The organism is Brevundimonas sp. SPF441 (assembly GCF_009661015.1).
Lineage (GTDB): Bacteria > Pseudomonadota > Alphaproteobacteria > Caulobacterales > Caulobacteraceae > Brevundimonas > Brevundimonas vesicularis.
In genome coordinates, this window is record NZ_WJWX01000044.1 from 1 (window position 1) to 11,003 (window position 11,003).

Sequence of the window (11,003 nt, forward strand, 5' to 3'; positions counted from 1 at the left end):
GGCACTCGGGAAGCAGCGTCTGCTGCCGGCGGTCTGCACCCTGAACGAAGCGGCTCATACCCACCTCCTGAAGACCTCAGGAGGCTACCCTAATTCGCTCGAGCTGGAGGCGTTTTCACACAGCCTCGGTCGATTTCGGCCATAGGCTTCTGCGTTTAAAGCGGACGTCGACCTATCGGTCTGCAAGCGGTGGCGGTAGGCGTCACCTAGGAGTGGTTAGCGGACGTGGCTCGCGGTAGGGTCTCCCCATGTTTGATCCACCTGGCTCATCCCTTTTTGCGCTGCGTGCAGCCATTGGATGCATAATGATGGCTTGGTTCTCGTTTTTGGGGGGATGGTATTGGGTCGCGGCGCCACTAGCCACGGCTGGAATCTACTGCTTTTGGACATCGATAAAGGCGAAGGGGACGGATTACTGACGTTTTGGCGCTGCTTCTCACCCTCCGACTGAATGTCCGCAAAGGCTCGGAAGCGGACCATAGCTAAAGGGCGGGCAACTGACGTTGCCACGGGGAGCGGCGACGGCCAATATGAGTGATGGTTGAACCGCAAGACGATCCTGACGGTGAAGATGCATGGCACGCAGAACCCTATCGGCCTGAGGACTTCGTTCCACTTCAATATGTGCCGCCAACCCCCATGCAGAGCGCATGGGCAAGATTGAACATCGAGGCCGCGGTGACTGCAGTTACGGTCGTTGTCGCGATGTGCGCGAGAATCATAGGCGTCGCCTGAAAACTCAAACGTAGATCCGTAGCGTCAGAGCCGGGCGTATCACTGTCCTCATTGCAAAACCAGCTATGCGTGGAAAGCGGACCACGCCCAAGGGCAGGTTTCAGGGCATCAGTTCGCCCGGTTTCCCGCCCCCGGACCGGGAGCCTCGACCGCCCAGCAGTCCGCTAGATTCTCCGCCGCCTCGGCCCACCAGATCGCAATCGGTGAGTTGATGTTGCCGGTGATTTCCAGACCGACCATGGCGTCCTGTCGCCCTGATCGGGCCCAGCGGTTCCAGAAGGTATGGGCCGTGCCGTCCAGGACGACGCCCGGGTTCTTGGTTTCCTCGCCCAGGCGAACGGCGTCGGCCCGGACTGCGGGCAATCGCTCCATGTCCTTCATGACCCTTTCGACGGCAGGACAGGCACGCGAGTCCGCCCAGACCACGCTGTTCTCGCCGCTATGATCCCCCGCCTCGCGCCGGATGGCCCAGAAGACGGTCTGGCTGGGATACTCGCCCCGATAGACGGCATAGAAGGTGTTCACCGACCAAGCGCGGTTCAGTTGCCCGATTTCGCTGAGGCCGCCGAACGGTCCGCGCCCTTCGAAGGTCAGGTCGCGCGCATCGCTTTCAATCTGCCGGGCATCGACCTGAGCCATGGCCCCGCCAGCTGAAATCGACATCATCAGGGCGACACAGAACATCTTGATCAGACGAAGTGTTTTCATCCGTCGATGATGCCTAGAGATCGACGTTAACGGCAAGCGAAGATCTGTCGCTGCCTTGGATCGAGGCTCTTGGTTGCAGCAAAGCACCGCTTCCACATCGAATGCGGAACGTGGGAACTTCGGCTATGGGTCGAAATCCGCAATGGCCATCGCGCCGGCAAGCAGACTTTCGCTTAAATTTCGCGCTGCGCTGACAAGAGCGCCCTCATTGCACTCTCTTGTCCGCTCAGATCAGGGCGATGGGGATCAGGATGGCCAGGAGGGAGATCAGCGCCCGGATCAGGGCCAGCACGGCGATGACGGCGCCGCGCCCCTTTGACACGTTCAGCCGCCGGGCGAACCAGCGGGACTGCACGACGACGAACCAGGCCGTGCCGCCGATCATGATCGCGGCGCCGACCGCATTGGGCAGTTCGGGTCGCTGAAAGATGGTCCCGCCCGCCGAGACGAAGGCGGCGCAGACGGCGGCGAGATAGGATTGCGCATAGAAGGGCGCGCGCAGGGTCTCGCGGCTGATGCGCTTCTTCTCGTGACGCAGCAGGGTGACGGCGGCGACCAGCGGGATCAGGCTGAAGGCCAGCGAGCGGAACAGGACCAGGTTCTGCTGGGACGCATAGACCATGCGGTTGAGGTCGGTCGCCTCGGGCGGCGGCGGCACATGCAGCGCCATCGACAGCAGATTGGTCAGGACGATGGTGGCCAGCAGGAACAGCGGCGGGCTAAGCGCGTCGTCGTAGCGACGCTCCTCGCTGTCGCTTTGCTCGCGGTCCGAATAGTCCATCGCCGCCAGCGGCCCGCGCAGGATGCGCCACAGGGTCAGGGGATAGAAGACCAGCCAGCTGACCGCCTCGAAGAGAAACTCCTCGAAACTGCGCAGGATCTTCAGCAGGTCCATTCGCGCCCCCGGTTACGACCCCGCGATCGTGGGTCGCCGGGCCGGCGGTTGCAACCCCCGACTACTGAACCGCCAGCGCCGCCTCGCGGATGCGGCCGACCATGCTGTTCAAGCCATTGGCGCGCTGGCGCGTCAGGGCCGAGGGCAGGCCCAGCCGATCCAGCGCCGCGCGGGCGTCGAAGGCGGCGATCTCCTGCGGCGTGCGGCCGGAATAGAGTTTCAGCAGCAGGGCGATATTGCCCTTGGACAGGGCGCTGTCGCTGTCGGCGGCGAACCACAGCCGCCCGTCGTCCTGGGTCGTCGCCAGCCAGACCTGGGCGGCACAGCCCGGCACCTTGTTGGCCTCGATCCGGTCGGCCTCGTCCAGCGGAGCCAGCCCCTTGCCCAGTTCGATGACGTATTCGATCCGCTGCTCCCAATCGCCCAGCAGGTCGAAATCCTCGGCCAGTTCGGCCAGGGTCTGGTCCAGGGTGTCGGTCGGCGGCGTGCGGTCGGTCATGCGCCGCCAGATAGGCCGCGCGGCCGTTAACGACAACCGGCCGTTTTGTCCCCCGATATTCATGGTGAACGCCGCAATGGGGTTCGCCTCAGGGGGGAGCGGCCTCGCACCGACTCAGCCGCAGCCCTAGTCTGGGCGCAGACGAAACCCATGGCCCGCCCTTCTTGAAACCCGACGCCCACGCCAGATACGAGGACGACCCGACGCACGACGCGGCGTTGGGCGCCCCGCTGGTCGCCTTATGGCATGCGATCTGGGCGGTGGCGGTGGCCCTGACGGCGCTGGCGGCCCAGATGATGGACGGGCTGAAGGACGCGCCACTGGCCGCCCTGCTGCTGATGGCCTTCCCCGGCGTGTTCGGCGTCGTGCTGATGGTGCGCGACAGCGTGGGGCTGAGGGTGGCCGTCATGGGCGGGTGGATTTTGGCCGCCACCGCCTCGGCCGGCCTGACCGGCGGCGTGACCGGCGCCCTGCCCGGCCTGATCCTGACGCCGCTGGCGGCGGGGATCGCCCTAGATCACGGCGTGCATCATGCCCGCGTCGGCGCCGATCGTCTGACCCGGATGGGCGCCTTTGCGGTGGCCCTGCCGCTGCTGGCGGGGCTGATCTCGACCTGGCTGAACGGGGCGGAAGCGCAAGGCCCCTTGCTGGCCGCCGTCTCGGGCCTGCTGGCGATGGGCGCGATCATCGCCGCCATGCGCCTGACCTGGAGCGCGCGCCAGCGTCGTCTGGCCGAAGCCGAGGATGAGGCCGCCCGGATCGCCGCTTTGCTGGAGGATCAGCCGGCCCTGACCCTGCTGCTCGATCCGTCGGGCCGCGCGGTCGCGACCTGGGGCACGCCGCCGCCCGCCCTGTCGGTGCTGGCCCTGACCGAACAGGGCCTGATCTCGGCCGTGCATGCGCCGGATCGCCCGGCCGTGTCCGCGGCCCTGGCTCGCGCCCTGTCGGGCCAGTCGGTCGAGGTCCAGTTCACCCCGCGCATCGCCTTGGACCGCCGCGTCGTCATGATCCTAGGCCCGTTCCAGCACGAGACGGATCGCCCGCGCCTGATCGCTCAAGCGTTCGACGGCACGGCCCAGTTCGCCCGCGAGCTGGGGCTGGAGACCGCGCGCGTCGAGGCCGAGGCCCAGTCGGCCGGCAAGACCCGCTTCCTGGCCAATATGAGCCACGAGCTGCGCACGCCTCTGAACGCCGTCATCGGTTTCGCCGACATCATGCGTCAGAAGCTGTTCGGGCCCCTGCCCGAACGCTACGCCGGATACGCCGACGCCATCCATCAGGCGGGCGGCCATCTGCTGGATCTGATCAACGACGTCCTGGACCTGTCCAAGATCGAGGCCGAGCGCTACCAGTTGGCGATGGAGACGTTCGACGCCCGCGACGCCGTGTCCGCCGCCGTCGCCCTGGTCCGGCTTCAGGCGGACGACAAGGGGGTTGAGCTGGCCGCCGTCCTGCCGTCCGAGCCGATCAAGGTCCGCGCTGACGCCCGCGCCCTGAAGCAGATGGCGCTGAACCTGCTGTCCAATGCGGTCAAGTTTACCCCGGCCGGCGGATCCGTCACCATCACCCTGGACGCCGACGGGCCGGACCTGGATCTGGCCGTCTCCGACACCGGCGTCGGCATCGCGCCGCAGGACCTGCAACGGCTGGGCCGCCCCTTCGAACAGGCCGGCGGCGCCGACCAGAAGGCGCAAGGCACAGGCCTGGGCCTATCCCTGGTCCGCAGCCTGACCGAACTGCACGGGGGCCGCATGACCATCGACAGCACCCTGGGCGAAGGCGCGGCGGTGATGATCCGGTTGCCGGTGATGGTGACGGCAGGGTCGCTGGATCCGCAGCCGAGCGAAGCGCCGCCTGCGACGGTTGAGGCTTGAAGCACCGGCATTACCGCCTAGGGTGATTGCCGATGACAGAGGATAGCCTCGTGAGGACCTGGCTCTGGATAATAGGCGCGTCGCTGCTGATCGGTGCTTGCGGCAGTGACCGGGTCTCCACCACCAAGTCCGTCCTATGCCAGCTTTCAAATCCAGAGAACACTGCGCCCCTATACATCGCCACTGATCTGGACAGAGAACGCCTGTCGCCCTGCAATCCATCTGACCGACGTTTTCAGGTCCTCGTCATTGCGAACGACAGGCCATCAGGTGTGATCGGAAGCCGTGCAGATGGCGTCTCGACCGCTCTGCCGACGCCGATCCCCAAAGATGAACTCAGTGCTGCGGAAGGCTATGCGACGGCGGCGATGCAGACCGACTGGCGCCCGCTGTCTACCAGCAACCCTGCTTTTGAGAGCTGCGATCTGACCTGCACAATCCCGTTTGCCTACGGCGAGAACATCGTCCGTGTCAGCTACGACGCAGGCGGCGAATTCGATCCATCCCATGCAGCCAACATCGTGCGGAACGCTACCTTATTGCTTTCTGAAAACAGTCGTCCCGGCAGGTAGGCGCCGGATCGACGGAGGTTTGCCAGAGTCGAACGCCACCTAAACCTGCCCCATCGCCAGAAACGCCCGGCCCGCTGCGAAGTCGCCGGCTTCGAAGGTGGAGCGGGCGATGCTGCCGTCGCGGAACAGGAACTCGACGGTGAAGACCTCGCGCGGGTCCAGCGCCGACAAGGCGTCGGCGGCGGCGGCGGGGAACAGCCAGGCCTGACCGGCCGGGCGGCCTTCGGGCAGCAGCATCGTATCGGCGCTGGTCACGCCGGCGGCCCAGAAGGCGCGGCGTTGCGCGGCGGGCGGCAGGTCGTGCGACAGCCATGGACGCGGCGCCACCGTGTGGTCGCGCATCACCACCCGCACCCCGGTCGGCCGCGAGCGCCCCTGCCAGGACACGACGGCGGCCAGTTGATCGGGCCGGTCCATGCCGCCCACCACGCCGAACCGCACGGGCGAGGCGCCGGTCACGGTCGCCTGCATCAGCCGCCAGGTCGGGCGCGCATAGGCGGCGCGATCCGCGCTCCACTTTCGGCGATCGCCGGGAAACTCCATCCGCGTCGTGCGCGACCAGCCGGAAAAGGCGGTCTGGACCCGGCCCTGAACCGTCTTCAGATCGGTCGAGCCGCACGGCGTCGTGTTCGCGCGCGCCCGCGCCCGCTGGGAAGTCTCGGCCAGCTGCCGGTCGTTGGATCCCGCCCGCAGGGCCGCGCCCCGCGCCTGCCAGGCGGCGGCCGTCAGGGCGGCGGTCAGTTGCGGCTCGAACAGGCCGCAGCGGTCGTTGGCGGCCAGCACGAAGCTGCGCTCATAGAAGCGGTCCTGCGGCGCGGCGAAGGCTGCGGCGGGCGTCGCGGCGATCAGCACGGCCGACAGGAAACCTCTGGCTTGCCGGGGGGAAAGGCCTATCCTCATGCCCCGACCCTAGCGCGCCAGGGTTGGGGTTCCGTGTTCGAGCAGGGTTAGCGAATTGCTTCTTTCCAGCGACCTGTGGGTCAGCGCCCTGATCCGCCGCGCCCAGATCGAGGGCGCCTATGCGACCGTGGTCAAGAAGGGCGACGCGCGCGCCGGCTCGGTCATCGTCAAGGCCTACGACACCTCCACCCGCACCGCCCGCCTGTTCACCGAAGCCTTCGGCACCGACGGCGACCGCCTGTGGATCCAGCCCGTCACGTCCGAAAGCGAAAGCGAACTGGACGCCTATATCGCCCGTCAGCGCGGGTATGATCCGGATTTGTGGGTCGTCGAGATCGAAGACCGTCAGGGCCGGCATTTCATCACGGAGACGGTTCAGGCTTGATTCCCGGCGCTCTGATTTGAGCGGGATTATTTATCTCGTCCATCAAACGCCGCGCGCGCCGCCTCTATGCGGTCGATGTTTTTCTCGGCCCACATCCAGACGCCGCAGAAGGCTTCGGCCAGGGTGAAGCCCAGGTCGGTCAGGCGGTATTCGACCTTGGGCGGGATGACGGGGTGGACGGTGCGGGTCACCAGGCCGTCGCGCTCCATCTGGCGCAGGGTCTGGGTCAGCATCTTCTGGCTGATCCCGCCGACCAGGTCGCCGACGCGGGTGAAACGGGTCTCGCCGTGCTCGGCCAGAACCTCCAGGATCAGCATGGTCCATTTGTCGGCGACGCGGCCGATCACGTCGTTGACCAAGGCCTCCACGCGCGGATCGGCGACCTCGCCGGTCTCGGGATGAGCAATTCTTGCGGGCGGAAGTGCCGTCATAGCCATTTCTTTCTGGGCGGTAAGTAGGGCAGTTCCGAGTGCCTACTTTCGATTAGAGAGTGATCGCCATACCTCGCTTTCATCGCTGACGCATCCCGAGGAGACGATCATGAACATCACCGGCAACACCATACTGATCACCGGCGGCGGCACGGGCATCGGCCGCGCCCTCGCCGAGGCGCTGCACGCGCGCGGCAATCAGATCATCATCACCGGCCGTCGCGAAGACGTGCTGAAAGAGACGGCGGCCGCCAATCCCGGCATGGCCTGGGCGACGCTGGACATGGAGGACGCCGCGTCCGTCGCCGACTTCGGCGCCCAAGTCGTCAAGGACCACCCCGCCCTGAACGTCGTCATTCTTAACGCCGGCATCATGAAGGCAGAGGACTTGAAGGCCCAGCCGTTCGACCTGGCCGTCGTGGAAACGATCATCGCCACCAATCTGTTCGGGCCGATCCGCCTGACAGCCGCTCTGCTGCCGCATCTGACGGCCCAGCCGAAGGCGACGGTGATGACGGTGACGTCGGGCCTGGCCTTCGTCCCGCTGACGGCGACGCCGACATACAATGCGACCAAGGCGGCGTTGCATTCGTGGAGCCAATCCCTGCGGCATCAACTGGCGGACACCGCGGTCGAGGTGCTGGAACTGGCCCCGCCCGGCGTCGCCACCGACATAATGCCAGGCCATGCGGAAAACCCCGCCTCCATGCCGCTGGCCGACTATACGGCCGAGGTCATCGGCCTGATCGAACGCGGCGAGACCCCGCGCGGCGAAATCCTGGTCGAGCGGGTCAAGCCGCTGCGGTTTGCGGCAGCGAATGGCTACGACGCGGTGTTCGAGCAGTTGAACGGCGCGCACTGAGGCCGCGCACCAAGACCTCTCCCTTCCCCCGGCGGGGACGGAGAGGTCCAGCGCGGGATCAATCCTCGTCCATCTTCAGGGCGGCGATGAAGGCTTCCTGCGGGATTTCGACCTTGCCGAACTGGCGCATACGCTTCTTGCCGGCCTTCTGCTTTTCCAGGAGCTTCTTCTTGCGGGTGGCGTCGCCGCCGTAGCATTTCGAGGTCACGTCCTTGCGCAGGGCGCGGACGGTCTCGCGGGCGATGATCTTGCCGCCGATGGCCGCCTGGATCGGGATCTGGAACAGGTGGGGCGGGATCAGTTCCTTCATCTTCTCGACCATGCCCCGGCCGCGCGTCTCGGCGCGGGCGCGGTGGACCAGCATGGACAGGGCGTCGACCGGCTCGGCGTTGACCAGGATAGACATCTTCACCAGGTCGCCGACCTTGTATTCGGTGATCTCGTAGTCGAACGAGGCGTAGCCCTTCGAGATCGACTTCAGCCGGTCGTAGAAGTCGAACACCACCTCGTTCAGCGGCAGCTCATAGACCACCATGGCGCGGTTGCCGACGTAGGACAGTTCGATCTGCTGGCCGCGACGGTCCTGGCACAGCTTGATGACGCCGCCCAGGTATTCGTCCGGGGTCAGGATGGTGGCCTTGATCCAAGGCTCGGCGATCGTCTCGATCTGCATCACGTCGGGCAGGTCGGCCGGGTTGTGCAGGTCCATTTCGGAGCCGTCGCGCAGGCCGATCTTGTAGACGACGGACGGCGCCGTGGCGATCAGGTCGAGGTTGAACTCGCGGCTCAGGCGCTCCTGGATGATTTCCAGGTGCAGCAAACCCAAAAAGCCGCAGCGGAAGCCGAAGCCAAGCGCCGCCGAGCTTTCCATCTCATAGGTGAAGGAGGCGTCGTTCAGACGCAGCTTGCCGATCGCGGCGCGCAGGTCCTCGAAGTCGGCGGCGTCCACCGGGAACAGGCCGCAGAAGACGACCGACTGGACTTCCTTGAACCCCTTCAGCGGCTCGGCGGTCGGCTTCTTCTCATCGGTGATGGTGTCGCCGACGGCGGCGTGGGCCACTTCCTTGATCTGGGCGGTGATGAAGCCGACCTCGCCGGGACCAAGCTGGTCCACGGGCGTGTTCTTGGGCAGGAAGACGCCGACCCGGTCGATCAGGTGGGTCGAGCCGTTGCGCATCATCTTGACCCGCATGCCGGTCTTCAGCACGCCGTCGAAGACCCGCACCAGGACAACGACGCCGAGGTAAGGATCGTACCAGGCGTCGACCAGCATGGCCTTCAGCGGCGCGTTCACGTCGCCCTTGGGCGCCGGCAGCTTGGTGACGATGGCCTCCAGCACCTCCTCGATGCCGATGCCGGACTTGGCGCTGGCCAGGACCGCTTCGGAGGCGTCGATGCCGATCACGTCCTCGATCTGGGCGCGCACGCGGTCCGGCTCGGCGGCCGGCAGATCGACCTTGTTCAGGACCGGGACGATCTCGTGGTTGTTGTCGATGGCCTGATAGACATTGGCCAGGGTCTGGGCCTCGACCCCTTGCGAGGCGTCCACGACCAGCAGCGAGCCTTCGCAGGCGGCCAGGGACCGGCTGACCTCATAGGCGAAGTCCACGTGGCCCGGCGTGTCCATCAGGTTCAGGATATAGTCCTGCCCGTCCTTGGCCCGATAGGTCAGGCGCACGGTCTGGGCCTTGATGGTGATGCCCCGTTCCTTCTCGATCTCCATATTGTCGAGCACCTGCTCGGACATCTCGCGCGCGGTCAGGCCGCCGGTGTGCTGGATCAGGCGGTCGGACAGGGTCGACTTGCCATGGTCGATGTGCGCGACCACGCTGAAGTTGCGAATGTTCGAGATCGGGGGAGTCGTCATCCGCGCGCCCCTATCACGCGCGGGCGCCGGGGACCAGACGCGGCACGATCCGCAGCCAGCACGGCCGCGTATTACAGCTTGGCAATGATGGCGTTTGTCTTTGAGCGCGGCCCAGGGACGCTATAAGGGAAACAGCCATCGCCTGATCGCTCTTCAAGGACGTTTTTCCGTGCTCCAGACGACCCGACCCACACTTCTGGCCGGTGCGGCCGTTCTGGCCGTCCTGCTGCTGGCCGGCTGCGGCGGCGGAGACGACAAGCAGGCCGACGGCAAGGAGGCGGCCGGCGCTCGCCAGACCGTGACCGCCGCGACCGTGACCCAGATCAACCTGGCCCGCACCGTCAACGCCTCGGGCTCCGTCTCCGCCTGGGAAGAGGTGCCGGTGGCGGCCGAGACCGGCGGGCTGACCGCCGTCGCCGTCTATGTGGACGAAGGCTCCTACGTCCGTCAGGGCCAGCCGCTGGTGCAGATGAACGACGTCTTGCTGCGCGCCCAGCTGCGCCAGCAGCAGGCCCAGGTGCAACTGGCCGAGGCCAATGTGGCGCGCGACAACGCGGCGCTTGATCGCGCGCAGCAGCTGAAGGAACGCGGCTTCCTCAGCCAGGCGTCGCTGGACACGGCCCTGGCGAATCAGCGCAGCTCGAACGCCAATCTGGCCGCCGCCCGCGCGGCCCTGAGCCAGACCCAGACCCAGTTGTCACAGGCGACCATCCGCGCGCCCGTCAGCGGCCTGATCATCAGCCGCAGCGTCACCAAGGGCCAGATCATCGCCGCCGGGACCGAACTGTTCCGCATGGTGCGCGACGGCCGGCTGGAACTTGACGCCCAGGTGCCGGAAACCGAACTGTCGCTGGTCCGCGCCGGTCAGTCCGCGATCGTGGCCTCCAGCGAGGCCGGCCAGACCACCGGCTCGGTCCGCATCGTCACGCCCGAGGTCAATGCGCAGACCCGCCTGGGCCTGGCCCGCATCTCCCTGGCGCCCGGCGCCCAGCTGCGCCCCGGCATGTTCGCCCGCGCCGAGATCGCCGTCGGCGATCAGCCCGCCCTGGTCGTGCCGTCCTCGGCGGTCGTCTATCGCGAGGCCAAGGCCGGCGTCTATGTCGTGGGTCAGGGCGATGTCGTCCGCTTCGTCCCGGTCACGACCGGCGTTCGAAGCGGCGACCGCGTCGCGGTCACGGGTGTCCAGGCCGGTCAGCGCGTCGTGGTCCAGGGCGCAGGCTTCCTGGGCGAAGGCGACCATGTGACGGTGGCCCCGGCGACCGCGGCGCCCCAGCC

General features: G+C 66.7%; 11 protein-coding genes. 5 read left to right on the plus strand and 6 right to left on the minus strand.

Features of this window, described 5'->3' with window-relative positions:
* Window positions 1–843: 843 nt before the first annotated feature.
* The 3 genes from GGC30_RS15830 to GGC30_RS15840 form a co-directional block, all read right to left on the minus strand.
* Window positions 844–1,443 (minus strand): hypothetical protein, encoded by a 600-nt coding sequence (locus tag GGC30_RS15830; protein WP_153926051.1) that lies wholly within the window; start codon window positions 1,441–1,443, stop codon window positions 844–846.
* A 226-nt stretch (window positions 1,444–1,669) separates the two neighbouring features.
* Window positions 1,670–2,338 (minus strand): hypothetical protein, encoded by a 669-nt coding sequence (locus GGC30_RS15835; RefSeq protein WP_153926053.1) that lies wholly within the window; start codon window positions 2,336–2,338, stop codon window positions 1,670–1,672.
* Between the two features lie 61 nt (window positions 2,339–2,399).
* The gene (locus GGC30_RS15840) at window positions 2,400–2,837 is read right to left on the minus strand and encodes a SufE family protein (RefSeq protein ID WP_066629427.1); all 438 of its coding nucleotides are present in this window, start codon (window positions 2,835–2,837) and stop codon (window positions 2,400–2,402) included.
* Between the two features lie 164 nt (window positions 2,838–3,001).
* On the opposite strand from GGC30_RS15840, the gene GGC30_RS15845 reads away from it, so the two are divergent.
* Together GGC30_RS15845 and GGC30_RS15850 are read left to right on the plus strand one after the other, a co-directional pair.
* Window positions 3,002–4,711 (plus strand): HAMP domain-containing sensor histidine kinase, encoded by a 1,710-nt coding sequence (locus GGC30_RS15845; RefSeq protein WP_153926055.1) that lies wholly within the window; start codon window positions 3,002–3,004, stop codon window positions 4,709–4,711.
* 50 nt (window positions 4,712–4,761) lie between these two features.
* Window positions 4,762–5,283 (plus strand): hypothetical protein, encoded by a 522-nt coding sequence (locus tag GGC30_RS15850; RefSeq protein WP_153926057.1) that lies wholly within the window; start codon window positions 4,762–4,764, stop codon window positions 5,281–5,283.
* 39 nt (window positions 5,284–5,322) lie between these two features.
* On the opposite strand, the gene GGC30_RS15855 is transcribed toward GGC30_RS15850, so the two are convergent.
* Window positions 5,323–6,183: a hypothetical protein gene (locus GGC30_RS15855; protein ID WP_153926059.1), complete on the minus strand. Its 861-nt coding sequence runs from the start codon at window positions 6,181–6,183 to the stop codon at window positions 5,323–5,325.
* A 55-nt stretch (window positions 6,184–6,238) separates the two neighbouring features.
* Between GGC30_RS15855 and GGC30_RS15860 the strand changes: the two genes are divergently transcribed.
* Complete coding sequence (locus GGC30_RS15860; RefSeq protein ID WP_153926061.1) at window positions 6,239–6,568, plus strand: DUF1491 family protein; 330 nt, start codon at window positions 6,239–6,241, stop codon at window positions 6,566–6,568.
* 26 nt (window positions 6,569–6,594) lie between these two features.
* Here GGC30_RS15860 and GGC30_RS15865 read toward each other — a convergent pair whose 3' ends face one another.
* Complete coding sequence (locus GGC30_RS15865) at window positions 6,595–6,999, minus strand: helix-turn-helix domain-containing protein (RefSeq protein ID WP_228763789.1); 405 nt, start codon at window positions 6,997–6,999, stop codon at window positions 6,595–6,597.
* Window positions 7,000–7,108: 109 nt separating this feature from the next.
* Between GGC30_RS15865 and GGC30_RS15870 the strand changes: the two genes are divergently transcribed.
* Window positions 7,109–7,861, plus strand: a complete 753-nt coding sequence (locus GGC30_RS15870) for an SDR family oxidoreductase (RefSeq protein WP_153926065.1) — start codon at window positions 7,109–7,111, stop codon at window positions 7,859–7,861.
* Window positions 7,862–7,919: 58 nt separating this feature from the next.
* Here GGC30_RS15870 and lepA read toward each other — a convergent pair whose 3' ends face one another.
* Window positions 7,920–9,728, minus strand: a complete 1,809-nt coding sequence (gene lepA / locus GGC30_RS15875) for a translation elongation factor 4 (protein ID WP_055754055.1) — start codon at window positions 9,726–9,728, stop codon at window positions 7,920–7,922.
* 169 nt (window positions 9,729–9,897) lie between these two features.
* Between lepA and GGC30_RS15880 the strand changes: the two genes are divergently transcribed.
* Window positions 9,898–11,003: efflux RND transporter periplasmic adaptor subunit (locus GGC30_RS15880; protein WP_370452034.1), on the plus strand; the 1,106-nt coding region annotated here is incomplete at its 3' end.

Excerpts from the sequence above, each read along its gene's own strand:
- GGC30_RS15865 (WP_228763789.1), bottom strand. The coding sequence starts at position 6,999 with ATGACGGCACTTCCGCCCGCAAGAATTGCTCATCCCGAGACCGGCGAG.
- GGC30_RS15855 (WP_153926059.1), bottom strand. The coding sequence starts at position 6,183 with ATGAGGATAGGCCTTTCCCCCCGGCAAGCCAGAGGTTTCCTGTCGGCC.
- GGC30_RS15870 (WP_153926065.1), top strand. The coding sequence starts at position 7,109 with ATGAACATCACCGGCAACACCATACTGATCACCGGCGGCGGCACGGGC.
- GGC30_RS15830 (WP_153926051.1), bottom strand. The coding sequence starts at position 1,443 with ATGAAAACACTTCGTCTGATCAAGATGTTCTGTGTCGCCCTGATGATG.
- GGC30_RS15840 (WP_066629427.1), bottom strand. The coding sequence starts at position 2,837 with ATGACCGACCGCACGCCGCCGACCGACACCCTGGACCAGACCCTGGCC.
- lepA (WP_055754055.1), bottom strand. The coding sequence starts at position 9,728 with ATGACGACTCCCCCGATCTCGAACATTCGCAACTTCAGCGTGGTCGCG.
- GGC30_RS15835 (WP_153926053.1), bottom strand. The coding sequence starts at position 2,338 with ATGGACCTGCTGAAGATCCTGCGCAGTTTCGAGGAGTTTCTCTTCGAG.